This window comes from Citrobacter sp. RHBSTW-00671, assembly GCF_014103415.1.
In the GTDB taxonomy this organism is placed as follows: domain Bacteria; phylum Pseudomonadota; class Gammaproteobacteria; order Enterobacterales; family Enterobacteriaceae; genus Citrobacter.
The window spans coordinates 137,069-162,927 of sequence record NZ_JABXPR010000001.1 but is presented as its reverse complement, the minus strand read 5'-3'; the positions used below and the strand labels follow the sequence as shown (position 1 = coordinate 162,927).

Here is a 25,859-nt window from a genome sequence, read left to right as displayed (position 1 = left end):
GATGATTACTCTGCGCAAACTCCCTCTGGCGGTTGCTGTGGCAGCAGGCATTATGTCTGTTCAGGCAATGGCTGTGGATTTCCATGGTTATGCTCGTTCCGGCATTGGCTGGACAGGTAGCGGCGGGGAACAACAGTGTTTCCAGGCAACCGGTGCCCAAAGTAAATACCGTCTTGGTAACGAATGTGAAACCTATGCGGAAATCAAATTAGGTCAGGAAGTGTGGAAAGAGGGCGATAAGAGCTTCTATTTCGACACTAACGTTGCCTACTCTGTTGCACAGCAGAATGACTGGGAAGCGACCGATCCTGCTTTCCGTGAAGCCAACGTGCAGGGTAAAAACCTGATTGAATGGCTGCCAGGTTCCACCATCTGGGCCGGCAAACGTTTCTATCAGCGTCATGACGTCCATATGATCGACTTCTACTACTGGGATATTTCAGGTCCTGGCGCCGGTATTGAAAACATCGATCTGGGCTTCGGTAAACTGTCTCTGGCCGCAACCCGTTCTCAGGAAGCGGGCGGTTCTTACACCTTCAGTAGCCAGAATATCTACGACACATCCAAAGATACCGCGAACGACGTATTCGACATGCGTTTAGCGCAGATGGCCATTAACCCGGACGGCATGCTGGAACTGGGTGTTGACTACGGTCGTGCGAATAAAACTGACGGTTATAGCTACGCGGATAGCGCGTCTAAAGATGGCTGGATGTTCACTGCAGAACATACTCAGAGCATGCTGAAGGGCTATAACAAGTTCGTGGTTCAGTATGCAACTGACGCGATGACCACCCAGGGTAAAGGTGGCTCGCAGGGTACTTACGGTTCAACCTTCGATACCCAGGCAACACCAAATGATCCCGTTATCCATCATATAAACAACAACATCAATAACAACGGTAGCCTGGTGCGCGTACTTGACCACGGTGCTATCTCTCTGGGCGACAAGTGGGACCTGATGTACGTCGGTATGTATCAGAATATCGACATGGATAACGACCTGGGTACTGAATGGTACACCGTGGGTATTCGTCCGATGTACAAATGGACGCCAATCATGAGCACCCTGATGGAAGTCGGCTACGACAACGTCAAATCTCAACAGACTGGCGATCGCAACAGCCAATACAAAATCACCCTGGCGCAACAGTGGCAGGCAGGCGATAGCATCTGGTCTCGTCCGGCAATCCGCGTCTTTGCAACCTATGCCAAATGGGATGAAGAATGGGGCTATGTGAAAAACGGAGATTCGGTCTCTAAATATGCTGCTGCAACTAACTCCGGTATCAGCACAACCAGCCGTGGCGATAGCGACGAGTGGTCCTTCGGTGCCCAGATGGAAATCTGGTGGTAATCCAGCATTAACCTGACGTAATGACCTAAAGAGGGGCGTAAGCCCCTCTTACTTACGGTTTAGCGCGCTATTGCCTGGCCACCGCTGAACCCATGCTATCTGAGGTGATAACAATGAAAATGAAGAAAAGTCTCGTTGCCCTTTGTTTATCGGCAGGGTTATTTGCCAGCGTTCCTGGAATCAGCCTGGCCGATGTGAATATCGTTCCGCAGGACACCGCCGCTGCACCGTCGATTCCGACGGCTGCATTGCAACAGCTGGCCTGGACGCCAGTCGACCAATCGAAAACCCAGTCAACCCCGTTGGCGACAGCGGGACAGCGTCTGGACATTGCCGGTATTAGCGGCCCGGTTGCCGCCTATAGCGTACCGGCCAACATTGGGGAACTGACCCTGACGCTGAGCAGTGAAGTTAACAAACAAACCAGCGTATTTGCGCCAAACGTCTTAATTCTTGATCAGAACATGACGCCATCTGCGTTCTTTCCCAGCAGTTACTTTACCTACCAGGCACCGGGTGTAATGAGTGCGGATCGCCTGGAAGGGGTGATGCGTCTGACGCCTGCACTGGGACAGCAGAAGCTTTATGTTCTGGTCTTTACTACTGATAAAGATCTCCAACAGACCACCACGCTGCTTGACCCGGCGAAAGCGTATGCCAAGGGCGTGGGCAACGCTGTTCCGGATATTCCGGACCCGATTGCCCGCCATACTACCGATGGTCTGGTGAAACTGCAGGTGAAAACCAACAGCACCTCCAGCGTGCTGGTTGGGCCGTTATTTGGTTCCTCTGGCCCGGGGCCGGTGACGGTGGGTAATACCGCAGCGCCTGCGGTGGCTTATGCGGCTCCGGCTGCCGCGGTAGCCGCGCCGGCACCGCAACCCGTGAAGAAAAGTGAACCGGTGCTGAATGACACTGAGAACTATTTTAACCAGGCGATTAAGGATGCCGTGGCGAAAGGTGATGTTGATAAAGCGCTGAAGCTGCTTGATGAAGCTGAACGTCTGGGATCCAAATCTGCCCGTTCCACCTTTATCAGCAGTGTAAAAGGCAAGGGGTAACCATCTCCCCACATTGTTGATTTTGCAACAACTGGTGCGTCTCCTGGCGCACCTTTTTTTATCCTTCGATGCTACTTGTTACACTTATGTTGCCCTACCGATCACTTAATCGTGTTTGCTCACCCCGCAAAGCCTTTTCTGCGATACAATGCCCTCAGGTTATGAATCGGAGAGTAAGGCATGCCACACCCCGCGTTAACGCAGCTGCGTGCTCTGCGTTATTTTGATGCGATCCCGTCGCTTGACCCTCAATTGCTCGACTGGTTGTTACTGGAAGATTCCATGACCAAACGTTTTGAGCAGCAGGGAAAACAGGTCACCGTAACATTGATACGAGAAGGATTCGTTGGGCAAAATGAGGTCACTGAAGAGTTGACGCTGTTGCCGGCAGAATCCCGCTATTGGTTGCGGGAAATCCTGTTATGCGCGGATGGTGAGCCGTGGCTTGCCGGTCGGACTGTCGTGCCGGAATCCACCTTGTGCGGCCCCGAACTGGCTTTACAAAATCTGGGGAAAACCCCGCTCGGGCGCTATCTGTTTACATCATCGACATTGACCCGCGATTTTATTGAGATTGGCCGCGATGCAGCGCTGTGGGGACGCCGTTCCCGCCTGCGGCTGAGCGGTAAGCCGCTGATGCTTACCGAGCTTTTTTTGCCTGCATCGCCGTTGTACTGAGAGGAAGATAAAGATGGAGTGGAGTCTGACGCAGAATAAGCTGCTGGCTTTTCACCGCTTGATGCGTACGGATAAGCCAATTGGCGCCTTACTGCTGCTCTGGCCGACGCTGTGGGCGCTGTGGGTAGCGACCCCTGGCGTACCGCAATTGTGGATACTGGCGGTGTTTGTCGCCGGTGTGTGGCTGATGCGCGCTGCCGGATGCGTGGTGAATGATTATGCCGACAGGAAATTTGACGGACACGTCAAACGCACCGCAAACCGACCGCTGCCGAGCGGTGCAGTCACGGAGAAAGAGGCCCGAACGCTGTTTGTTGTGCTGGTGTTGCTCGCCTTCCTGCTGGTTCTGACTCTTAACACGATGACGATTTTGTTGTCCGTTGCGGCGTTAGCACTGGCGTGGGTTTATCCCTTCATGAAACGCTATACGCACCTGCCGCAGGTGGTGCTGGGGGCGGCGTTTGGCTGGTCTATTCCCATGGCGTTCGCCGCCGTCAGTGAATCTGTACCGCTGAGCTGCTGGCTGATGTTCCTCGCCAACATTCTCTGGGCGGTGGCGTATGACACTCAGTATGCGATGGTTGACCGTGATGACGATCTGAAGATTGGCATTAAATCGACCGCCATTCTGTTCGGTCAGAACGATAAGCTGATTATTGGCATTCTGCAGGTCGGTGTTTTGGCGCTGATGGCGACGGTGGGCTGGTTAAACGGGTTGGGACTGGGCTATTACTGGTCACTGCTGGTGGCGGGCGCGCTGTTTGTGTATCAGCAGAAACTGATTGTCGATCGTGAACGGGATGCCTGCTTTAAAGCGTTTATGAACAATAACTATGTGGGGCTGGTGCTGTTCTTAGGGCTGGCGATGAGCTACTGGCACCTTTGAGTTTGGCTTAGCCCGCAAAATAAAAACCGGTCATTTCGACCGGTTTTTTTATGCTTACTCGCCCTGCGTTGCGCTTTCGATGGTCAGACGCACATCGGATGTGACCAGCTCGGCCAGCATCTGATAAATCTTCATCGTTTCTTCCGGTTCGGCATCACCGGTATCGCTGATGTAGCCCTCGTCACGCAGCGTCAGCACCAGGGAGCTGAACACGGCTTTATCGAAGAACTCAGGCGCGTTGATACCGTGCAGCACGGAAAGACGTTGCGCCACGGTGCGGCTCTCTTTCTCCAGTGTACTGCGGTTGATGGACGGGTTCGCACTCAGCAGCCAGAAGGTAATGGCATAGCGCTGTAGCGTTTCACGCGCGCCCGCAGCCAACAGCTGAAGCGTGCGAGAGTGAACCGGGTTGATATGCAGCTCATCGTTCTGCAGGGTTATCAGACCCTGACGCTGCATTTCGCTGGCCAGCTCATCAATCACGCCGGCAAGCTCATTGCGCTCCCAACGCAGGAACAGCTCTGCTTTCAGCATCGGGTACAGCGCTTCAATATGCTGCTGCAATGCGGCGCGTGAAATCCGGCGGTGCTGAGTCACAATCGCGGCCATCAACGAAGGCAGAACCAGCATGTGCGCAATGTTGTTGCGGTAGTAGGTCATCAGCACCGCCTGCTCGCGCGGCAGAATGATGATGTCACCGATGGTGTCTTTCTCAACCTCAAACTTGTTCATCTGCAAGGCGTGGTCGATCAGTTCACTGGCGCTTTGTGTCGGCACTGTCGTATCCGAAGCATACGGCACATTGCGTAACAGGCTCAGGTAGCAATCGAGCTGTTCGGTTAGCTGCTCGCGCGTCAGAGAACGCTGACGGGAAGCCAGTAACGCGGTACAACACAGGTTCATCGCGTTGGCCGCGCCCGCGTTGTTAATGCGTACCATCAGATCGGCTGCAATGTTATTCACCGTCGGCGTCAGCCAGGCCGGGCGAATAGACTCGATAGGATCGATAGATTCGCGCCACTCCGGTACATGCTGATTCAGGTAGGTCATCAATGGCATAGGTTCGCCAAAGTTAACGTAGCCCTGACCCAGATTACGTAGCTTGCTCAAACCGCGTAGCATTTGCGGCAGGCTTTCTTTCTCTTTGGTCGCGCCACGCAGCTCTTTGGCGTAAGTCCCCACTTCCATCACGTGCTCGTAGCCGATGTAAATCGGAACGAGGGTAATCGGACGCGTACCGCCGCGCAGCATCGCCTGAATAGTCATCGACAGCGTGCCGGTTTTCGGGTCGAGCAGACGACCGGTACGTGAACGGCCACCCTCAACAAAGTATTCAACCGAGTAACCACGGCTGAACAACTCGCCCAGATATTCGCGGAATACGGTGGAATAGAGCTTATTGCCTTTAAACGTACGACGAATAAAGAACGCGCCCAGACGGCGGAAAATCGGACCTGCCGGCCAGAAGTTCAGGTTGATCCCTGCCGCGATATGCGGTGGAACCAGCCCCTGATGGTACAGAACATACGACAGCAGCATGTAGTCCATATGGCTGCGGTGGCACGGCACATAGACGATTTCATGCCCGTCGTGCGCCAGTTGGCGTACGCGCTCGGCATTGTGAACGTTAATCCCCTGGTACAGTCGGTTCCAGGTAAAGCCCAGAATACGGTCCGTCAGGCGGATCATCTCATAGGAGAAATTCGCGGCAATCTCTTCCATCAATGCGATAGCGTTTTGCTGCGCTTTTTCATGGGAGATTTTTTTGCTGCGTGCTTCATCTTCCACCGCGCGTGCGATGGCTTTTGAGGCCAGTAGTTTATTAAACAGATCCTGGCGGGCAGGGAGGCGAGGGCCAACCGCGGCTAAGCGCTGGCGGGCAAAGTGCATACGCGCCACGCGTGCCAGTTTCTGTGCGATGGTTTTCTCTGTGCCGTGTTCGTCTGCCATGCGGCGCAGGGAGACGGAAGGTGAGAAGCGGACAAAACTGTCGCGTCCCAGCCAGGAGACGGCAAAGAATTTCTGTACGCCATTCAGCATGCGCAGTGGCGGATTGACTTCGCCTTTCTCGCGCCCTGGAGCACGGCCAAACATCACCGATACCGGCACCATCTGCACATCCAAATCGGGATTGCTGCGATGCAGATCGAGATAGTTATGGAACAGCTTGATAGACTCTTCTTTTGGCGTGTAATAGGTGAATACACGCGGGCCGCCGTGTATAAACACGTAGCGCGGCAGCAAAGTCCCGTCTATCTCCAGCGGTTCCAGGGGATCGGGGAGGTCGTGCACCAGGCATTGGGCACGCAGTGTCAGCAAGTCAGCTTTTGAGTTGTACGGTAAGACGTACATAATGGGACGAGAGGTATCGAGTCCCAATTCCGGGGCGGGTTCCGCCGGGATAGACTTGCTTTTTACCAGGATGCTTAATGGTAAATTCAGTAATTTGTAGTAAATTCGTGGCCAGCCGGACATAAACGATGTAAAGCCTCTGGTTAATAATGCAAATGCGCTGCAAGGATATCAGAAAGTTTAGTGAATTTCTGTGGTATCCCGTCATACTTCGCGCAGCTTTGCTTATGCCCTGAAACAAACAGGGTAATGAGACAATAATACTCACGCTAATAATGTAAAAAGGTTCTTTTGATGGCCAATAATACCACTGGATTCACTCGGATTATCAAAGCAGCAGGCTATTCCTGGCAAGGTTTCCGCGCCGCATGGATCAATGAGGCGGCATTCCGTCAGGAAAGCGTTGCCGTACTGTTGGGGGTGGCAATTGCCTGCTGGCTGGACGTTGACGCGATTACCCGCGTACTGCTGATTGGTTCGGTGATGCTGGTGATGATCGTTGAAATTCTGAATAGCGCCATTGAGGCGGTCGTCGACCGAATTGGTTCTGAGTACCACGAGCTTTCTGGCCGGGCGAAAGATATGGGATCGGCTGCAGTATTGCTGTCTATTTTTGTCGCTCTGATCACCTGGGGCATCCTGTTGTGGTCGCATTTGCGATAAAGATTCCACAACTTCATAAATCTCCTGTTTTTTGTGCAGTTTGCGGTTCCAAATTCGCCTTTAGCTGTATATACTCACAGCATAACTGTATATACACCCAGGGGGCGGAATGAAAGCGTTAACGGCCAGGCAGCAAGAGGTGTTTGATCTCATTAGGGATCACATCAGCCAGACAGGTATGCCACCGACGCGTGCGGAGATCGCGCAGCGTTTGGGGTTCCGTTCCCCAAACGCGGCTGAAGAACACCTGAAAGCGCTGGCGCGGAAAGGTGTGCTGGAAATCGTTTCTGGCGCATCACGTGGTATTCGCCTGCTGCAGGAAGAAGAGGAAGGTTTACCGCTTGTTGGTCGTGTCGCGGCCGGTGAGCCACTTCTGGCACAGCAGCACATCGAAGGCCACTACCAGGTTGACCCATCACTGTTCAAACCGAACGCCGATTTTCTGCTGCGCGTCAGCGGTATGTCGATGAAAGATATCGGGATTATGGATGGCGATTTACTGGCTGTGCATAAAACGCAGGACGTACGTAACGGCCAGGTCGTTGTTGCCCGTATTGATGATGAAGTCACGGTTAAGCGCCTGAAAAAGCAGGGCAACAAGGTTGAACTTCTGCCAGAAAACAGCGAGTTTAAGCCAATTATTGTTGATCTGCGTGAGCAAAGCTTCACTATTGAAGGGTTGGCTGTCGGCGTGATTCGTAACGGTGAATGGCTGTAATGATCTGCTGATTTCCTGTAGGCCGGAAAGGGCGTTTACGCCGCTCTCCGGCAAATTACCCGATGACGCTATGTCTATCGGGCCTACAAAAACGCGTTAATTTCTTTTCAGGCTCCTTTCCATGCCTTTCTTTACCTCCTCTGATAAAGCACTTTGGCACCTTGCCTTACCGATGATTTTCTCCAACATCACTGTTCCGCTGCTTGGACTGGTGGATACGGCGGTGATTGGTCATCTGGATAGCCCGGTCTACCTTGGTGGCGTTGCCGTTGGCGCAACAGCGACCAGTTTTCTCTTTATGCTGCTGCTGTTTTTACGCATGAGTACCACCGGTCTGACGGCCCAGGCGTTCGGCGCGAAAAATCCGCAGGCACTGGCGCGCGCGCTGGTTCAGCCGCTGATGCTGGCGTTGGGCGCCGGATTGCTTATCGCACTGTTTCGCGCACCGATTATCAGCCTGGCGTTGCATATCGTGGGAGGTAGCGAAGCGGTGCTGGAACAGGCCCGAAGGTTCCTGGAAATCCGCTGGCTTAGCGCACCCGCCTCACTGGCCAATCTGGTGCTGCTTGGCTGGCTGCTTGGCGTCCAGTATGCACGTGCGCCGGTGATCCTGCTGATTGTCGGCAATGTGCTTAACATCGTGCTCGATTTGTGGCTGGTGATGGGCCTGCATATGAACGTGCAGGGTGCGGCACTGGCGACGGTGATTGCCGAATATGCCACTTTGCTGATCGGCCTGATGATGGTACGTAAAGTCCTGCATATGCGCGGAATTTCGCTGGCAATGCTGAAGCAGGCGTGGCGTGGCAACTTCCGCCGTTTACTGGCGCTTAACCGCGACATCATGCTGCGCTCGCTGCTGCTGCAACTCTGTTTTGGCGCTATCACGGTGCTGGGCGCGCGTCTGGGGGGCGATATCATTGCGGTTAATGCCGTTCTGATGACCTTGCTGACGTTCACCGCCTACGCGCTGGACGGATTTGCCTATGCTGTAGAAGCGCACTCTGGCCAGGCCTATGGGGCACGCGATGGTAGCCAGTTGCTGGATGTCTGGCGGGCAGCTTGCCGACAGTCGGGTATCGTGGCGATCCTGTTTTCCCTGGTCTATGCCCTGTTCGGCGAGCAGATTGTGGCGCTGCTGACCTCGCTGCCGCAAATCCAACTGCTGGCCGATCGCTATCTCATCTGGCAGGTGATTTTACCGCTGGTGGGCGTCTGGTGTTATCTGCTGGACGGGATGTTTATTGGCGCAACGCGTGCCGCGGAAATGCGTAACAGCATGGCCGTTGCGGCCGCGGGTTTTGCGTTAACGCTACTGGCTTTACCGTGGCTTGGAAACCACGGTTTGTGGCTGGCGTTGACCGTTTTTCTCGCGCTGCGCGGGCTTTCACTGGCCTTCATCTGGCGACGTCACTGGCGTAATGGCACCTGGTTTGCCTGATGCCTATGGTTAAAAATTCTGAATAGTAAATAAAACCCAGAATCCCTGACTACACTTATTATCACGCCCAGCAAAAACAGCATGTCTCCGGGCGCAGCACTCTCGCTATTCACAACCTAACGATGAGGACTTGATGATGAATAAAGACGAAGTCAGCGGTAACTGGAAACAGTTCAAAGGTAAAGTGAAAGAGCAATGGGGCAAACTGACCGATGATGATATGACGGTCATTGAAGGTAAACGCGACCAGCTGGTAGGTAAAGTCCAGGAACGATACGGGTACGCGAAAGATCAGGCGGAGAAAGAAGTTAAAGATTGGGAAAAACGCAACGATTACCGCTGGTAATTAACCCCTCCCTCCTGAGAGTACAAGGACGTACGCTCTTTTATTTACCGCCCGACTTTCTTCTTCACCTGAATGGTATGGTCATGCTGACAATCGCCTGGATGGCGGCATGATTCCACTTCCACACACGCCGGACACAGGCCGTGGGCTTCAATTACGTTATGGCGCAGAGCAAAGCCCATTTTGGCTGCCAGCGTATGCATAATATCTTCCACACCTTCCGCACACTCTTCTTTTACCACGCCACAGCGGTCACAAATAAACATTGCCGAGCTATGGGTTGGCTGATCGAACAGATGACAGAGCACATAGCTGTTGGTGGATTCCACTTTGTGCACAAAACCTTGTTCAAGCAGAAAATCGAGCGCACGATACACGGTAGGAGGTTTGGCCTGCGGCTCGGTTTCCCGCAGCAGATCAAGCAGATCGTAGGCGCTGATCGCACCTTCCTGCAGGCTCATCAGACGCAGCACTTCGAGGCGTTGTGGCGTTAGTCGCACGTTACGTTGCACACAGAGTTTTTCAGCTTGAGCCAATAACTCCTGCGTGGTGGTTTTGTCCATTTGGCGCCTCGATTTGTGTGGAAGGTTAATCCCTTACTTTATCATGTTCTGCTTAAAACGCCGAGATCCACCGCTGTGTGCTATACCTGACGCATCGCAACACTGGAAAATTAACATGAAAAGACCCGATTGTATTCGCCACTGGCGTGAAGTTGAGGGGCCTGATGACGCCACCTATCCAGGCAGCGATGAGCTTTTTTCTATTGGCGCGCCGCTGGCCCGCAGGTTGGGGTTAGGGCGACTAGGTATTCATCACGAACGCCTGCCGCCGGGGCGTCGTACTTCTTATCCACACGCAGAAAGCGATGAAGAAGAGTTCATCTACGTGCTGGAAGGCTACCCGGAAGCCTGGATAAATGGTTACTTATGGAAGCTGGAACCCGGCGATAGCGTCGGTTTTCCTGCAGGAACCGGCGTGTGCCACACTTTTATCAACAACACCAGTGACGAGGTGCGGCTGCTGGTCGTCGGTGAGGCGAACAAGAAGCATAACCGCATCTACTATCCGCTCAATCCGGTCTATGCGGTCACGCGTGAGGATCGCTGGGTTGACCATCCTCCACAGTTTTTTGGTCCACACGACGGAAAACCTGGGCGGAAATGACGATCCACGCGGACGAAGGGCGCTATCCACGATGATGTGGCTCACTATCGCAACGGTCTATGCTATAGTAGCGCCCCTTTTTTAACCGGATGCTTGAATATTCGCCATGCTGCCTGAATCCCAGTCTACCGCTTTTCCCGCTCATCGTTTTTCTATCGCGCCGATGCTCGACTGGACGGACAGACACTGCCGCTACTTTTTGCGCCTGTTGTCCCGCCAGACCTTGCTCTATACGGAGATGGTGACCACCGGGGCAATTATTCATGGCAAAGGCGATTACCTGGCATATAGCGAAGAAGAACATCCGGTTGCACTTCAGCTAGGTGGGAGCGATCCGGCCGCGCTGGCGCAGTGCGCAAAGCTCGCTGAAGCACGAGGCTATGACGAAATCAATCTCAACGTGGGTTGTCCTTCCGACCGCGTGCAGAATGGCATGTTTGGCGCCTGCCTGATGGGGAATGCGCAACTGGTCGCCGATTGCGTCAAAGCGATGCGCGACGTGGTGTCGATTCCGGTTACGGTCAAAACCCGTATCGGCATTGATGACCAGGATAGTTACGAATTCCTGTGTGACTTCATCAATACGGTTTCCGGTAAAGGTGAGTGTGAGATGTTTATCATTCACGCTCGCAAGGCCTGGCTGTCCGGGCTAAGCCCGAAAGAAAACCGCGAAATTCCACCGCTGGATTATGACCGTGTTTATCAGTTGAAGCGTGATTTCCCGCACCTGACTATGTCGATAAACGGTGGAATTAAATCACTGGAAGAAGCAAAAACGCATCTGCAATATATGGACGGCGTAATGGTGGGTCGGGAAGCCTATCAAAACCCGGGTATTCTGGCATCGGTCGACCGTGAAATTTTTGCTGCGACCACCGACGATGCCGATCCGGTTGCCGTGGTGCGCGCCATGTATCCCTATATTGAGCGGGAGCTGAGTCAGGGGACGTATCTGGGGCATGTGACCCGCCATATGCTCGGGTTGTTCCAGGGAATTCCAGGCGCACGCCAGTGGCGTCGTTATCTGAGTGAAAATGCGCATAAAGCCGGGGCCGATATTAACGTTCTGGAACATGCGCTGAAACTGGTCGCAGATAAGCGTTAAGTTCTCACCAAAAGTTAGTCAATTTCACCACGCCCTGCGTTTTATCGCGGGGCGTTTTCTTTATAAATCAATGCATTAATTTTGGCATGTTTCTTGTAATGCCATGGAGAGAATTTCATTTCGGGAGAGCGTCATGCTGGAACTACTTTTTGTGATTGGTTTTTTTATCATGCTGATGGTCACTGGCATATCACTGTTGGGCATCCTCGCCGCGCTGATGGTGGCGACGGCAGTGATGTTCCTCGGTGGGATGTTTGCGTTGATGATTAAACTGCTTCCCTGGCTGCTGCTGGCCGTCGCCGTAGTGTGGGTGATTAAGGCGATAAAAGCGCCAAAAGTCCCACAGTATCAGCGCAATAACCGCCGCTTTTACTAAGGTATTGAGCGGTACGTCACAACCTGCAACATTGCCTTTAGAACCAAATAGGAATTGATTATCAAATCTGTCACTATTGCGCGGTTAACGAATTCATCGAGCTGTACCCTACATACAGCCGAACTAAAAAAGAAAGGGCTTCCTGCGGGAAGCCCTAATTCTTTCTTTCCCCGTCATAATTCAAACCGCAGGTGTGTTGGCTGCTTGAATTATTTAAGAGGGAAGTCTCACGGGATCAGCAAACTTGAACCTTGCGTGGCCCGGCTTTCCAGCACTTCATGAGCACGCTGCGCGTCGTGCAGCGCGAATGTCTGACCAGGCGCGACATCCACTTTAATCACCCCACTGGCAATCAATGAGAAAAGCTCATTGCTGGCTTCGGTTAATTCGTGGCGGTTGGTGATGTAACCCTGCAGAGAAGGGCGCGTGACATACAGCGAGCCTTTCTGATTCAGAATCCCTAAGTTAACGCCGGTTACCGGCCCGGAGGCGTTGCCAAAGCTGACCATCAATCCCCGGCGTTGCAGGCAATCCAGTGAGGCTTCCCAGGTATCTTTCCCCACCGAGTCGTATACCACCCGTACTTTTTTACCACCGGTGATTTCCTTAACCCGTTCGACGATACTTTCTTCACGGTAGTTAATCACTTGCCATGCACCGGCCTGCTGCGCTATTTGCGCCTTCTGCGCATTGCCGACAGTACCAATCAGCTTCGCTCCCAGCGCTTTTGCCCACTGGCAGGCAATCAGCCCAACGCCGCCCGCTGCTGCATGGAACAAGAAGGGCTCGTCGGGCTGGATTTCATAGGTTTTACGTAACAGATAAAAAACCGTTAAGCCTTTCAGAAATGAGGCCGCTGCCTGCTCAAAAGAGATGGCATTAGGCAGAATGGCGGCTTTATCGGCTGGCACGTTGTGCACAGAACTGTACGCGCCAAGTGTTGACTGGGCATACACCACACGGTCGCCAACTTTAATGTGCGTCACTTTGCTGCCGACTTTGCTGACCACGCCTGCGGCCTCTGTGCCCAGACCACTGGGTAACGAGGGAGGCGGATAAAGTCCACTGCGGATGTAGGTGTCGATGTAGTTGATGCCAATCGCTTTGTTCTCGACCTGGATTTCATGTTCCGCCGGGTCAACGGGCGTAAACTCCACAGCCTTCAGTACATCAGGGCCGCCGTGCTTGTGAAATTCAATACGTGTTGCCATGCTTCCTCCAGAAATGTGGTAATCTTTCGACCCAATCATTATCTCGGTAACTCCATTCACTATGGCAGGAAATAAACCCTTCAACAAACAACAGACTGATGCTCGTGAGCGCGATCTGCAGGTCGCCGGGCTGAAAGTACCGCCGCACTCGATTGAAGCGGAACAGTCGGTGTTGGGCGGTTTAATGCTGGATAACGAACGCTGGGACGATGTCGCCGAGCGCGTGGTTGCGGAGGATTTTTACACCCGCCCGCATCGGCATATTTTCACCGAAATGCATCGCCTGCAGGAGATGGGTAAACCTATCGACCTGATTACGCTGGCAGAGTCGCTGGAAGTTCAGGGACAACTGGACAGCGTTGGCGGTTTTGCTTACCTGGCTGAGCTATCCAAAAATACGCCAAGTGCGGCGAACATTAGCGCCTATGCTGATATCGTCCGTGAACGCGCCGTTGTTCGTGACATGATTTCGGTGGCCCATGAAATTGCGGAAGCGGGTTTCGATCCGCAAGGGCGCTCCAGTGAAGACCTGCTGGATCTCGCGGAATCCCGCGTCTTTAAAATCGCCGAAAGCCGTGCCAATAAAGACGAAGGCCCGAAAAATATTACCGATGTGCTCGACGCCACCGTCGCGCGTATTGAACAGCTGTTCCAGCAGCCGCACGACGGCGTCACCGGAGTGAATACCGGTTATGACGACCTCAACAAAAAGACCGCGGGTCTACAGCCGTCGGACTTGATTATTGTCGCGGCACGTCCGTCAATGGGTAAAACGACATTTGCAATGAACCTCGTCGAAAATGCGGCGATGTTGCAGGATAAACCGGTTCTTATCTTCAGTCTTGAAATGCCCTCAGAACAGATCATGATGCGTTCTTTGGCCTCGCTCTCACGCGTGGACCAGACCAAAATCCGTACCGGTCAACTGGATGATGAAGACTGGGCGCGGATTTCCGGAACAATGGGTATTTTGCTGGAGAAACGAAACATCTATATTGATGACTCCTCCGGTCTGACGCCAACGGAAGTGCGTTCGCGCGCGCGCCGTATCGCCCGTGAACACGGCGGTATCGGACTTATCATGATCGACTACCTGCAGCTGATGCGTGTACCGTCGCTCTCCGATAACCGTACGCTGGAAATTGCCGAAATTTCCCGCTCGCTGAAAGCGTTAGCGAAAGAACTGCATGTGCCGGTGGTGGCGCTGTCACAGCTTAACCGCTCTCTGGAACAACGTGCTGACAAGCGCCCGGTCAACTCAGATTTACGTGAATCAGGCTCCATCGAGCAGGATGCCGACTTAATCATGTTTATCTATCGTGATGAGGTTTATCACGAAAACAGCGACCTGAAAGGGATCGCGGAAATCATTATTGGTAAGCAACGTAACGGCCCAATCGGTACGGTACGTCTGACGTTTAACGGACAGTGGTCGCGATTCGACAATTATGCGGGCCCACAATACGACGACGAATAAATCTCCGTCATCCTTCATGCTGCAGATGCGTTGACTACGCCTGTTCACTCCGGTCACTTAGTTTACTAAGCTGCCGGGGATTCTCGGGCTTGTCGCCTTTCTGCAACACGAATGATTTAGGTGATTCTTTTATTAAGGAATTAAAATGCAAGCGGCAACTGTTGTCATTAACCGCCGCGCTCTGCGACACAACCTGCAACGTCTGCGTGAACTGGCTCCTGCCAGTAAACTGGTTGCGGTCGTGAAAGCGAACGCTTACGGCCATGGTCTGTTAGAGACCGCGCGAACGCTCCCGGATGCGGATGCTTTTGGTGTCGCTCGTCTTGAAGAAGCTCTGCGGCTACGCGCGGGTGGGATCACGCAACCTATCCTGCTGCTGGAAGGCTTTTTTGATGCTTCCGATTTGCCGACCATCTCCGCGCAGCGTCTGCATACTGCCGTACATAACCAGGAGCAGCTCGATGCTCTGGAAGCGGCCGATCTGGCTGAACCTGTCACTGTCTGGATGAAGCTCGACACGGGCATGCACCGCCTGGGTGTGCGTCCGGAACAGGCTGAGGCGTTTTATCAGCGCTTGACGCAATGTGAAAACGTGCGCCAGCCGGTCAATATCGTTAGCCACTTTGCCCGTGCCGACGAACCTGAGTGTGGCGCGACCGAAAAGCAGCTCGATATTTTCAATAGCTTTTGCGCAGGCAAACCGGGGCAGCGTTCGATTGCCGCATCGGGTGGTATTCTGCTGTGGCCGCAGTCTCACTTCGACTGGGCGCGGCCGGGTCTGATTCTGTACGGTGTATCGCCGCTGGAAAATCACTCCATCGGCGAAGATTTTGGCTGCCAACCCGTGATGTCACTGACATCGAGCCTGATTGCCGTGCGCGAGCATAAAGCCGGTGAGCCGGTGGGTTATGGTGGCACATGGCAGAGCGAACGCGACACACGTCTCGGAGTGGTGGCGATGGGGTATGGCGATGGTTATCCGCGCGCTGCGCCGTCGGGTACGCCGGTGCTGGTCAACGGCCGTGAAGTGCCGATTGTCGGTCGTGTTGCGATGGATATGATCTGCGTCGATTTAGGCCCCGAGGCGCAGGACAAAGCGGGTGATTCGGTGATTCTGTGGGGCGAGGGGCTGCCCGTTGAACGCATCGCTGAAATGACGAAAGTAAGTGCTTACGAACTTATCACGCGCCTGACCTCAAGGGTGGCGATGAAATATATCGATTAATTACCTGATATGCCGGATCAGGCGAGACCGCCGCCATCCGGCAATATTCTCACCGACTGCAACATCCTCTCGATCTTCTTCCGCTTCCGGTTTATTGTGTTCTTATCCCACTGCCTGTAAACCTGGAGAACCGCACGTGTTTCAAAAAGTTGACGCCTACGCTGGCGACCCGATTTTATCGCTCATGGAGCGCTTTAAAGAGGATTCACGTAGCGACAAAGTGAACCTCAGCATTGGTCTGTATTACAACGAAGATGGGATTATTCCTCAGCTTAAAGCCGTTGCAGAAGCGGAAGCTCGTCTCAATGCGAAGCCGCATGGCGCTTCGCTGTATCTGCCGATGGAAGGCCTGAACACGTATCGCCATACCATTGCGCCGCTCCTGTTTGGGGCGCAGCATCCGGTACTCCAGCAACAGCGCGTGGCAACGATTCAGACGCTGGGGGGGTCTGGTGCGTTAAAAGTGGGAGCGGACTTCCTGAAACGTTACTTCCCTGATTCTGGCGTATGGGTCAGCGATCCGACGTGGGAAAACCATATCGCGATTTTTGAAGGGGCGGGTTTCGAAGTAAGTACTTACCCATGGTATGACGACGCGACTAATGGCGTCCGTTTCAACGATCTGCTGGCAACATTGAGTACCTTACCGGCGCGTAGCATTGTGCTGCTGCATCCGTGCTGCCATAACCCGACGGGTGCGGATTTAACTCCCGCGCAGTGGGATGCGGTTATTGAGATCCTGAAAGCGCGCGACCTGATCCCGTTCCTCGACATTGCCTACCAGGGTTTTGGCGGCGGAATGGAAGATGATGCGTACGCCATCCGCGCCATTGCCAGCGCCGGATTGCCTGCTCTGGTGAGCAACTCATTCTCGAAGATTTTCTCGTTGTACGGCGAGCGTGTCGGCGGGCTTTCTGTGGTGTGTGAAGACGCAGATGCCGCCAGTCGTGTTCTGGGGCAGCTAAAAGCGACGGTTCGTCGTAACTACTCCAGCCCGCCAAACTTTGGCGCACAGGTCGTTGCCGCGGTACTGGGTGATGAAGAGCTGAAAGCCAGCTGGCTGGCGGAAGTTGAGGTAATGCGTACCCGCATTCTGGCGATGCGTCAGGAACTGGTCAACGTGCTGAACGCTGAGATTCCGGGCCGTAATTTCGACTACCTGCTGCAACAGCGTGGAATGTTCAGCTATACCGGGCTGAGCGCGGCTCAGGTTGACCGCCTGCGTGATGAGTTTGGTGTTTACCTGATAGCCAGCGGACGTATGTGCGTCGCCGGGTTGAACCACACTAACGTTCAGCGTGTGGCGAAGGCATTTGCCGCAGTCATGTAATTAGGTGCCGGATGGCGGCGTACATGCCTTATCCGGCCTACCAAGGCCTGATAAGCACAGCGCCATCAGGCACGTTTTCCTGTGTGATCGTCCTCTTTTTCTGTAACAAAACCAGAGAAAATCCTTCCTTTCCCTTCCCTCAGGGGGTAAGGTCAGATAGTTTTTTGACCAGTTGTTAAATAAAAAATCATAACTAACTGACTACTTAGGGAAAAATATGCGCAAGTTTACGTTGGCACTGAGTGCCGTTTGTTTATTGTTCACGTTGAATCAGCCTGCCCAGGCACTCGTTTCTTCTCCTTCTCAGCTCAATCCAGGTACTAACGTTGCAAAACTTGCTGAGCAGGCCCCCATTCACTGGGTCTCTGTTGCACAAATTGAAAATAGTCTGACGGGCCGCCCGCCGATGGCCGTTGGCTTTGATATCGATGATACGGTTCTCTTTTCCAGTCCGGGCTTCTGGCGCGGTAAAAAAACGTACTCCCCGGACAGCGAGGATTACCTGAAAAATCCAGCCTTTTGGGAGAAAATGAACAACGGTTGGGATGAATTCAGCATTCCGAAAGAAGTGGCGCGCCAGCTGATTGATATGCACGTGCGTCGTGGAGACAGTATCTTTTTCGTGACCGGACGCAGCCCGACGAAGACCGAAACGGTCTCTAAAACGCTGGCTGATAACTTCCACATCCCGTCTGCAAATATGAACCCGGTTATTTTTGCTGGTGACAAGCCAGGGCAGAACACTAAAACGCAGTGGTTGCAGGAAAAAAATATCCGCATGTTCTACGGCGACTCCGATAATGACATCACCGCCGCCCGCGATGTCGGTATCCGCGGGATTCGTATTCTGCGCGCCTCTAACTCTACCTATAAGCCGCTGCCACAGGCCGGAGGGTTTGGCGAAGAGGTGATCGTAAACTCAGAGTACTGAGGTCACTGAATGCGGATTGATGATTTTTTAAACAAATTTACGTTACCGGCTTTTACCTTTTGCGGACTTGCTGCACACTGAATAAATGATGTTCTCATTAGGCGATTTGCTGGTAAGGGGAATAAAAATGACGAATTCGGAGTTGCTGCAATACTGCATGGCGAAAACAGGCGCGGAGCAGAGCGTGCACAGTGACTGGAAAGCCACACAAATCAAAGTCGAAGATGTGCTCTTTGCCATGGTAAAAGAGGTGGAAGAGCGCCCTGCGGTCTCTCTGAAAACCAGCCCCGAACTGGCGGAGTTGTTACGTCAGCAGCATAGTGATGTCCGGCCAAGCCGGCATCTGAACAAAGCCCACTGGAGTACGGTGTATCTGGACGGCTCGTTGCCGGATTCGCAAATTTATTATCTGGTCGATGCCTCTTATCAGCAGGCGGTGAACACGCTGCCGGAAGATAAACGCCGGATACTGGCGCAGCCCTGATCCGTTTCGCCGGATGCGGCGCAAGCGCCTTATCGGGCCTACAAGCTTGATTTCTATACTGTAGGCCTGATAAGTGCGGCGCTATTACAGCAGCGGTTTGAGGAAGCGGGCCGTGTGTGAGGTTTCACACTCAGCAACCGTTTCTGGTGTGCCGGAGACGAGAATTTCCCCGCCGCCGCTGCCGCCTTCCGGACCGAGGTCGACAATCCAGTCGGCTGTTTTAATCACGTCCAGATTGTGCTCAATCACCACGATGGTGTTGCCCTGATCGCGGAGCTGATGCAGCACGTCAAGCAGTTGCTGAATATCGGCAAAATGTAGCCCGGTTGTGGGCTCATCAAGAATATACAGCGTCTGTCCGGTGCCGCGTTTTGACAGCTCACGCGCCAGCTTCACGCGCTGGGCTTCACCGCCAGAAAGCGTGGTCGCAGACTGGCCCAGTCGAATGTACGTCAAGCCAACGTCCATCAGCGTTTGCAGCTTACGCGCCAGCGCAGGAACAGCATCGAAGAACTCGCGTGCTTCTTCAATCGTCATATCCAGCACTTCGTGGATGGTCTTGCCTTTGTACTTAATTTCCAGCGTTTCGCGGTTATAGCGCTTGCCTTTGCACTGGTCGCACGGCACGTAGATATCCGGCAGGAAGTGCATTTCGACTTTGATCACGCCGTCACCCTGGCAGGCCTCGCAGCGTCCGCCGCGAACGTTAAAGCTGAAACGACCTGGCGTGTAACCACGCGCACGGGATTCCGGTACGCCGGCAAACAGTTCGCGCACTGGCGTAAACACGCCGGTGTAGGTTGCCGGGTTGGAACGCGGTGTACGACCAATCGGGCTTTGGTCAATGTCGATCACTTTGTCGAAATGTTCCAGCCCCTGGATATCCCGGTATGGCGCGGGCTCTGCCAGCGTGGCGCCGTTAAGCTGGGTTTGGGCAATCGGGAACAAGGTGTCGTTAATCAGCGTCGATTTACCCGAACCGGACACGCCGGTAATACAGGTAAACAGACCCACCGGCAGCGTCAGAGTGACATCTTTCAGGTTGTTGCCGCGTGCGCCGGTCAGCTTCAGCACTTTTTCCGGGTCAGCCGCAACACGTTGTTTTGGCACTTCAATCTTACGCTTACCGCTCATGTACTGGCCGGTTAACGATTCCGGTACGGCCATGATGTCTTCCAGCGTCCCTTCGGCCACAACCTGACCACCGTGAACGCCTGCACCTGGGCCAATGTCGATAACGTGGTCGGCGGCGCGAATGGCATCCTCATCGTGCTCAACCACAATCACGGTGTTACCCAGATTGCGCAGATGGATAAGCGTCCCGAGCAGACGTTCGTTATCGCGCTGATGCAAACCGATTGACGGTTCATCCAGCACGTACATCACGCCGACCAGACCAGCGCCAATCTGGCTTGCCAGACGAATACGTTGTGCTTCGCCACCGGAGAGCGTTTCTGCTGAACGGGACAGCGTCAGGTAGTTCAGGCCGACGTTGACCAGGAACTTAAGGCGGTCGCCGATCTCTTTGAGGATTTTCTCGGCAATCTTCGCCCGTTGACCGGCAAGTTTCAGGTTGTTGAAGAAGTCCATTGCATGGCCGATGCTCATGTCGGAAATCGCAGGCAATGGCGTATTCTCGACAAACACGTGACGCGCTTCCCGGCGTAGACGGGTTCCGTCACAGCTGGCGCACGGTCTGTTGCTGATAAACTTGGCTAACTCTTCGCGGACTGCACTGGATTCCGTCTCTTTATAGCGACGTTCCATATTGTGCAATACACCTTCAAACGGGTGGCGACGTACGGATGTATCGCCGCGATCGTTCATGTATTTGAATTCGATATTCTCTTTGCCGGAACCGTATAGCACCACTTTGTGAACCGCAGGATTCAGGCTGGCCCACGGGGCTTCTACATCGAATTGATAGTGCTCAGCCAGAGACTTAAGCATCTGGAAGTAATAGAAGTTACGGCGATCCCAGCCGCGAATCGCCCCGCCTGCCAGCGACAGTTCCGGGTTTTGGATCACGCGGTCCGGGTCGAAGTACTGCTGTACGCCAAGACCATCGCAGGTTGGACACGCGCCAGCCGGGTTGTTGAATGAGAACAACCGTGGCTCCAGCTCACGCATGCTATAGCCACAAATAGGGCAGGCGAAGTTGGCGGAGAACAGCAGCTCTTCCGCTTTCGGGTCATCCATATCAGCGACCACTGCCGTACCACCGGAAAGCTCCAGCGCGGTCTCAAACGATTCGGCCAGCCGCTGGGTGAGATCGTCACGTACCTTGAAGCGGTCAATCACCACTTCGATAGTGTGTTTCTTTTGCAGCTCAAGCTTAGGCGGATCGGACAGGTCGCACACTTCACCGTCGATACGCGCGCGGATATAGCCCTGGCCTGCCAGGTTTTCCAGCGTTTTGGTGTGCTCACCTTTACGTTCTTTAATGACCGGCGCCAGCAGCATCAGGCGCTTGCCTTCCGGCTGCGACAGGACGTTATCTACCATCTGGCTGACCGTTTGCGCCGCCAGTGGCACGTCGTGATCCGGGCAGCGTGGCTCGCCAACGCGGGCATACAGCAGGCGCAGATAATCGTGAATTTCGGTAATGGTCCCAACCGTGGATCGCGGGTTATGCGACGTCGATTTTTGCTCGATTGAGATGGCGGGAGAAAGCCCCTCAATGTGGTCGACGTCCGGTTTTTCCATCAGCGACAGAAACTGACGTGCGTACGCGGAAAGGGATTCAACGTAACGACGCTGCCCTTCGGCATACAAGGTGTCGAAAGCGAGCGAAGATTTGCCTGAGCCCGAAAGCCCGGTGACGACAATCAGCTTGTCGCGCGGGATGACGAGGTTGATGTTTTTGAGATTATGGGTGCGGGCGCCCCGAACTTCGATCTTATCCATTCATCTTTCCCGGATTAAACGCTTTTTTGCCTGGCTGCATGGTGCTACCGGCGATCACAAACGGTTAATTATGACACAACCTAACCTGAATGGATATACAGTATTGGAATGCAAAACACAGGCGCCTGTGCAACAATGTCTGGCTGAGGTTGTTTACTGGAATCAACTTCGCAACGTAGTAAAAGCGCTATTGGAAATGCTACAATCCCGCGCTTACACTTATTCAGTAACGTTTTTCAGGAGACACGATCATGGCCAGCAGAGGCGTAAACAAGGTGATTCTCGTCGGTAATCTGGGCCAGGACCCGGAAGTACGCTATATGCCGAATGGTGGCGCAGTTGCCAACATTACGCTGGCTACTTCCGAATCCTGGCGTGATAAAGCGACCGGCGAAATGAAAGAGCAGACTGAGTGGCACCGTGTGGTGCTGTTCGGCAAACTGGCGGAAGTGGCCAGCGAATATCTGCGTAAAGGTTCTCAGGTCTATATTGAAGGCCAGCTGCGTACTCGCAAATGGACCGATCAATCCGGCGTAGAAAAATACACCACTGAAGTCGTGGTTAACGTTGGCGGCACCATGCAAATGCTGGGTGGTCGTCAGGGCGGCGGCGCGGCGGCAGGTGGTGGTCAGCAGCAGGGTGGTTGGGGTCAGCCTCAGCAGCCACAGGGCGGCAACCAGTTTAGCGGTGGCGCACAGTCTCGCCCGCAGCAATCCGCTCCGGCAGCACCGTCTAACGAACCGCCGATGGACTTCGACGACGATATTCCGTTCTAATCCCTCTGCTTTATTTCGTTAACCAGGGTTGCCCCAGTGTCGGGGTAACCCCATTCCTTTCTGCTATCAGTTCAACACCATCGGCCAGTCTGGCGGAGTATGGCTCATCACGTCGAGCATCACGGATTCGATGTTATTCCAGATAGTGGATACATCTACCAGGGTGATACCGAGTAATCCGGTTGCAAACCAGCAGGCAAAAACAAGCCCTAAACCGCTACTGATAACGGCCAGTCCAACATAATCTGATTTACGAAAACGAATATTGAGCGTACTGGCTAAAAACATCAGTACTGCGCTGAGCAATTGCCACCGCAGAAGAACCACGCCAGTTGTTATTGTTGCCATGAAAAACGTCCTCAGAAAGTCTTGATGCCCAGGACAGCGCGGGGTGGTTCACAGAGGGTGTGGTACTCTGGCTATCGACGGGCAATAACATGAATGAAACAATGTTTCTGTTACATTATTTCTGTGAACTATATCACAATTGCTCGTTTGTTCACCAGTATCTGACGTTATTTTTGCCGGCCTTTATCCATGTCAATTGTATGGTTATCTTGATTCATAAACGAATAATTAATTATGCGTTATGTAAGATGCATTCATGTTGCTTGTTTTCTTTATCCGAAATTAATCGTTAAAAAAGTTAATGTATTTTATACGTGCCGTCAGTATAACGCGTGTAAAACATTACTCCTTCTTGATAATGATGTTGCAAAATAAGCGTAACTTTAAGTTTGCCTTACGGGAAAATAATATCATCATCCACTATTATCAGACTTTTACATAGAGACGTCTGTTGATAATGTTGATAGATTCATGCAACTTAACCAGCTGGTGTTTATAGCATCCTGCCTTGATGGGTACTGGCATATACGAAACAGGGAAATAGGGCTGACATGAATCTCAGTGCGCATAGCAAGATGCTGAAGCTCCTCGGCACGCTCACGGTGGTATTGCTCCCCGTGGTGCTGGCGCTATGGTTTGCTCATATCCGGGCGATGTCCGAAACCCGCACTCAACTCCGCTCTTTTGCTCAACTGGTGTTAAATAAAACGGAACTGGTGATCCAGCAAGCCGATTTAGCGCGTGATATGGCTCAACTGTATCAGGGCAGGATGTGTACCCCTGCCCATCAGAAAAGCATGCTGAATATTATTCGCGGGCGTTTATATATCAGCGAGCTAATTTATGCACAAGCTGATCATTTTTTGTGCTCTACGTCGATGGCGCCGTCAGTTCCCTATATTATGCCAACCGCTGACTATAAACGTACGCCGGACGTTTCGATCTATTACTATCGCGATACGCCTTTCTTCTCTGGCTACAACATGACGTATATGCAAAGAGGAAACTACGTCGCTGTCATTAACCCATTATCTTACAGCGAAGTCATGTCAGATGATCCAGGCCTATTGTGGGGCGTCTATGACACGATAACGGATACTTTCTTCTCTGCCAGCAATCAGGCGCATGTTAAGCAATTTCTGCCGCTGGTGCGCGGTAAAACCTCTACCTTCCAACTGGACGATCGGTTCTATACCATCGTTCGTTCTGAGAAGCGGCCAATCGCGATTATTGTTTCGACTACCCACGATCGCGTCCATCAGAATTTCTATCACGAAGCCGCACTCACGATCCCCTTTGGGGTGATCTGCAGTATTCTGATGCTGTTGATGTGGTGGCGTACGCGCCAGCAGTACCATTCCCCTCGTCGTTTGTTAAGACGTGCACTGGAAAAGCGCCAGCTACGTCTGCACTACCAGCCGATCATCGATATCAAGAATGGTCAATGTGTGGGGGCCGAGGCGCTGATGCGCTGGCCAGGTTGCAAAGGTGAGGTCATGAGCCCGACGGAATTTATTCCGCTGGCTGAAAAAGAAGGCATGATTGAAAGGATCACGGATTACGTGGTCGAAGAATTGTTCAATGATTTAGGGTATTTTCTTTCTGCGCATCCCCAGATTTATATCTCAATTAACCTCTCAGCTTCTGACTTCCATTCATCCCGACTGATTGCCCTGATCGCTGAGAAAGCGCGTGATTACTCAGTGGCTGCTCAGCAAATTAAAGTCGAAGTGACGGAACGTGGATTTATTGATGTGCATAAAATGACCCCGGTAATCCAGGCATTCCGTCAGGCAGGTTATGAAGTGGCATTTGATGATTTTGGGACGGGATATTCCAATCTGCACAATCTGGCGGCACTGAACGTGGATATCCTGAAGATTGATAAATCTTTTATTAGTACGCTGGCGACCAACAGTACCAGCCACCTGATTGCCGAACATATCATCGAGATGGCGCAAAGCTTACATCTGAAGACCATTGCTGAAGGGGTGGAAACGGCAGATCAAATTGAATGGCTGCTTGAACGCGGCGTTCAGTATTGTCAGGGATGGTATTTTGCGAAAGCGTTACCGCCGCAGGAGTTTATGCACTGGCTACAGCGCTCGCCCGCCATACTGACGCAGAGCGGGCAATAATCCTACAGGCGATGACGGTAGTCGCTGGGAGTACGATCAAACTCGCGGCGGAACACGCGTGAGAACGTTTGTTGCGACACATAACCGAGATCCATCGCGATATCGAAAATAGGTCGTTCGGTCGTCCGTAGTTCCACGGCGGCCAACAAAAGTCGGCGCTGGCGGATATAGTCACCCAACGTCTGACGCATCACCGTGCGGAACATCCTCTGTAAATACCACTTCGAGTAACCTGATTTTTTCGCCACCGCCTCAATGTTCAGCGGTTGATCGATATGTTCATCAATCCATTCAATAAGGGTCTGAATTATCTGCTGATGGGACATAGGGCTGCCTCTTTCTCAGTATTCGATTCGTCGTTTTGTCTGTGGGCGAGTATAATTCCTCAAGTTAACTTGAGGTAAAGCGATTTATGGAAAAGAAATTACCCCGGATAAAAGCGCTGCTCACGCCAGGTGAAGTCGCAAAACGTAGCGGTGTCGCGGTATCAACTCTGCACTTCTATGAAAGCAAAGGGCTAATCAGCAGCATGCGCAACAGCGGTAATCAGCGTCGATACAAACGTGATGTGTTGCGTTATGTCGCGATTATCAAGATTGCCCAGCGTATCGGTATACCGTTGGCGACGATTGGCGACGCGCTAGGGGTACTACCCGAAGGACATTCGCTCAGCGCCAAAGAGTGGAAACAGCTCTCGTCGCAATGGCGTGAAGAACTGGACCGGCGTATTCATACCCTGGTGGCGTTGCGTGATGAACTGGATGGATGCATTGGCTGCGGCTGTTTGTCGCGTAGTGATTGCCCGTTGCGTAACCCTGGCGACCAGCTTGGCGAGCAGGGAACCGGGGCGCGCCTGCTGGAAGATGATTGATGGGTTTGAAA

25 protein-coding genes are annotated in these 25,859 nt (G+C 53.0%); 19 read left to right on the top strand and 6 right to left on the bottom strand.

What is annotated here, in order from left to right:
• Position 1: 1 nt before the first annotated feature.
• The 4 genes from HV261_RS00800 (at position 2) to ubiA (ending at position 3,982) form a co-directional block, all read left to right on the top strand.
• Complete coding sequence (locus tag HV261_RS00800; protein ID WP_137381188.1) at positions 2-1,357, top strand: maltoporin; 1,356 nt, start codon at positions 2-4, stop codon at positions 1,355-1,357.
• Between the two features lie 113 nt (positions 1,358-1,470).
• A complete protein-coding gene (malM, locus tag HV261_RS00795) occupies positions 1,471-2,418 on the top strand; it encodes a maltose operon protein MalM (protein ID WP_202037176.1) in 948 nt (315 codons plus the stop codon).
• Positions 2,419-2,598: 180 nt separating this feature from the next.
• Positions 2,599-3,096 (top strand): chorismate lyase, encoded by a 498-nt coding sequence (gene ubiC / locus HV261_RS00790; RefSeq protein WP_005132668.1) that lies wholly within the window; start codon positions 2,599-2,601, stop codon positions 3,094-3,096.
• 13 nt (positions 3,097-3,109) lie between these two features.
• Complete coding sequence (gene ubiA, locus HV261_RS00785) at positions 3,110-3,982, top strand: 4-hydroxybenzoate octaprenyltransferase (protein WP_137381186.1); 873 nt, start codon at positions 3,110-3,112, stop codon at positions 3,980-3,982.
• Between the two features lie 54 nt (positions 3,983-4,036).
• Here the strand turns inward: ubiA and plsB are convergent, their stop codons facing one another.
• Positions 4,037-6,457, bottom strand: a complete 2,421-nt coding sequence (gene plsB, locus HV261_RS00780; protein ID WP_202037175.1) for a glycerol-3-phosphate 1-O-acyltransferase PlsB — start codon at positions 6,455-6,457, stop codon at positions 4,037-4,039.
• 171 nt (positions 6,458-6,628) lie between these two features.
• Between plsB and HV261_RS00775 the strand changes: the two genes are divergently transcribed.
• The 4 genes from HV261_RS00775 to HV261_RS00760 all read left to right on the top strand — a co-directional run bounded on the left by HV261_RS00775 (position 6,629) and on the right by HV261_RS00760 (position 9,502).
• Positions 6,629-6,997 carry a diacylglycerol kinase gene (locus tag HV261_RS00775; protein ID WP_005132664.1) on the top strand — a complete coding sequence of 123 codons (369 nt, stop codon included), beginning with the start codon at positions 6,629-6,631 and terminating at the stop codon, positions 6,995-6,997.
• A 109-nt stretch (positions 6,998-7,106) separates the two neighbouring features.
• On the top strand, positions 7,107-7,715 hold the full coding sequence (gene lexA / locus HV261_RS00770) for a transcriptional repressor LexA (RefSeq protein ID WP_103777801.1): 609 nt from the start codon (positions 7,107-7,109) through the stop codon (positions 7,713-7,715).
• A 121-nt stretch (positions 7,716-7,836) separates the two neighbouring features.
• The gene (gene dinF, locus HV261_RS00765; protein WP_202037174.1) at positions 7,837-9,156 is read left to right on the top strand and encodes an MATE family efflux transporter DinF; all 1,320 of its coding nucleotides are present in this window, start codon (positions 7,837-7,839) and stop codon (positions 9,154-9,156) included.
• A gap of 136 nt (positions 9,157-9,292) precedes the next feature.
• The gene (locus tag HV261_RS00760; protein WP_005132658.1) at positions 9,293-9,502 is read left to right on the top strand and encodes a CsbD family protein; all 210 of its coding nucleotides are present in this window, start codon (positions 9,293-9,295) and stop codon (positions 9,500-9,502) included.
• Between the two features lie 44 nt (positions 9,503-9,546).
• Here the strand turns inward: HV261_RS00760 and zur are convergent, their stop codons facing one another.
• On the bottom strand, positions 9,547-10,065 hold the full coding sequence (zur, locus tag HV261_RS00755) for a zinc uptake transcriptional repressor Zur (RefSeq protein ID WP_137381183.1): 519 nt from the start codon (positions 10,063-10,065) through the stop codon (positions 9,547-9,549).
• A 115-nt stretch (positions 10,066-10,180) separates the two neighbouring features.
• Between zur and HV261_RS00750 the strand changes: the two genes are divergently transcribed.
• From HV261_RS00750 to pspG, 3 genes are all read left to right on the top strand, one after another.
• On the top strand, positions 10,181-10,669 hold the full coding sequence (locus tag HV261_RS00750) for a cupin domain-containing protein (RefSeq protein WP_202037173.1): 489 nt from the start codon (positions 10,181-10,183) through the stop codon (positions 10,667-10,669).
• Positions 10,670-10,775: 106 nt separating this feature from the next.
• Positions 10,776-11,774, top strand: coding sequence for a tRNA dihydrouridine(20/20a) synthase DusA (gene dusA / locus HV261_RS00745; protein WP_202037172.1), 999 nt, complete (start codon positions 10,776-10,778; stop codon positions 11,772-11,774).
• A gap of 133 nt (positions 11,775-11,907) precedes the next feature.
• Positions 11,908-12,150: an envelope stress response protein PspG gene (gene pspG, locus HV261_RS00740; protein ID WP_048213926.1), complete on the top strand. Its 243-nt coding sequence runs from the start codon at positions 11,908-11,910 to the stop codon at positions 12,148-12,150.
• A gap of 227 nt (positions 12,151-12,377) precedes the next feature.
• Here the strand turns inward: pspG and HV261_RS00735 are convergent, their stop codons facing one another.
• Positions 12,378-13,361, bottom strand: a complete 984-nt coding sequence (locus HV261_RS00735; protein ID WP_202037171.1) for a quinone oxidoreductase — start codon at positions 13,359-13,361, stop codon at positions 12,378-12,380.
• A 61-nt stretch (positions 13,362-13,422) separates the two neighbouring features.
• On the opposite strand from HV261_RS00735, the gene dnaB reads away from it, so the two are divergent.
• From dnaB to HV261_RS00710, 5 genes are all read left to right on the top strand, one after another.
• Positions 13,423-14,838 carry a replicative DNA helicase gene (gene dnaB / locus HV261_RS00730; protein ID WP_137381179.1) on the top strand — a complete coding sequence of 472 codons (1,416 nt, stop codon included), beginning with the start codon at positions 13,423-13,425 and terminating at the stop codon, positions 14,836-14,838.
• Between the two features lie 145 nt (positions 14,839-14,983).
• The gene (alr, locus tag HV261_RS00725; RefSeq protein WP_202037170.1) at positions 14,984-16,063 is read left to right on the top strand and encodes an alanine racemase; all 1,080 of its coding nucleotides are present in this window, start codon (positions 14,984-14,986) and stop codon (positions 16,061-16,063) included.
• A 136-nt stretch (positions 16,064-16,199) separates the two neighbouring features.
• Positions 16,200-17,393, top strand: a complete 1,194-nt coding sequence (tyrB, locus tag HV261_RS00720; RefSeq protein WP_202037169.1) for an aromatic amino acid transaminase — start codon at positions 16,200-16,202, stop codon at positions 17,391-17,393.
• A gap of 217 nt (positions 17,394-17,610) precedes the next feature.
• The gene (gene aphA, locus HV261_RS00715) at positions 17,611-18,324 is read left to right on the top strand and encodes an acid phosphatase AphA (RefSeq protein WP_202037168.1); all 714 of its coding nucleotides are present in this window, start codon (positions 17,611-17,613) and stop codon (positions 18,322-18,324) included.
• Positions 18,325-18,451: 127 nt separating this feature from the next.
• Positions 18,452-18,808: an MmcQ/YjbR family DNA-binding protein gene (locus HV261_RS00710; RefSeq protein WP_006688292.1), complete on the top strand. Its 357-nt coding sequence runs from the start codon at positions 18,452-18,454 to the stop codon at positions 18,806-18,808.
• Between the two features lie 84 nt (positions 18,809-18,892).
• Here the strand turns inward: HV261_RS00710 and uvrA are convergent, their stop codons facing one another.
• A complete protein-coding gene (gene uvrA / locus HV261_RS00705; protein ID WP_202037167.1) occupies positions 18,893-21,715 on the bottom strand; it encodes an excinuclease ABC subunit UvrA in 2,823 nt (940 codons plus the stop codon).
• 251 nt (positions 21,716-21,966) lie between these two features.
• On the opposite strand from uvrA, the gene ssb1 reads away from it, so the two are divergent.
• Positions 21,967-22,491, top strand: coding sequence for a single-stranded DNA-binding protein SSB1 (gene ssb1 / locus HV261_RS00700; protein ID WP_202037166.1), 525 nt, complete (start codon positions 21,967-21,969; stop codon positions 22,489-22,491).
• A 66-nt stretch (positions 22,492-22,557) separates the two neighbouring features.
• Here ssb1 and HV261_RS00695 read toward each other — a convergent pair whose 3' ends face one another.
• Positions 22,558-22,839, bottom strand: a complete 282-nt coding sequence (locus tag HV261_RS00695) for a YjcB family protein (RefSeq protein WP_048213921.1) — start codon at positions 22,837-22,839, stop codon at positions 22,558-22,560.
• A 551-nt stretch (positions 22,840-23,390) separates the two neighbouring features.
• On the opposite strand from HV261_RS00695, the gene pdeC reads away from it, so the two are divergent.
• Complete coding sequence (gene pdeC, locus HV261_RS00690) at positions 23,391-24,977, top strand: cyclic di-3',5'-guanosine monophosphate phosphodiesterase PdeC (protein WP_202037165.1); 1,587 nt, start codon at positions 23,391-23,393, stop codon at positions 24,975-24,977.
• Positions 24,978-24,979: 2 nt separating this feature from the next.
• Here the strand turns inward: pdeC and soxS are convergent, their stop codons facing one another.
• Positions 24,980-25,303, bottom strand: coding sequence for a superoxide response transcriptional regulator SoxS (gene soxS, locus HV261_RS00685; RefSeq protein WP_005132611.1), 324 nt, complete (start codon positions 25,301-25,303; stop codon positions 24,980-24,982).
• An 86-nt stretch (positions 25,304-25,389) separates the two neighbouring features.
• Here soxS and soxR point away from each other — a divergent pair, with 86 nt between their 5' ends.
• Positions 25,390-25,848, top strand: coding sequence for a redox-sensitive transcriptional activator SoxR (gene soxR / locus HV261_RS00680; RefSeq protein ID WP_003826630.1), 459 nt, complete (start codon positions 25,390-25,392; stop codon positions 25,846-25,848).
• The last annotated feature ends 11 nt before the right edge of the window (positions 25,849-25,859 follow it).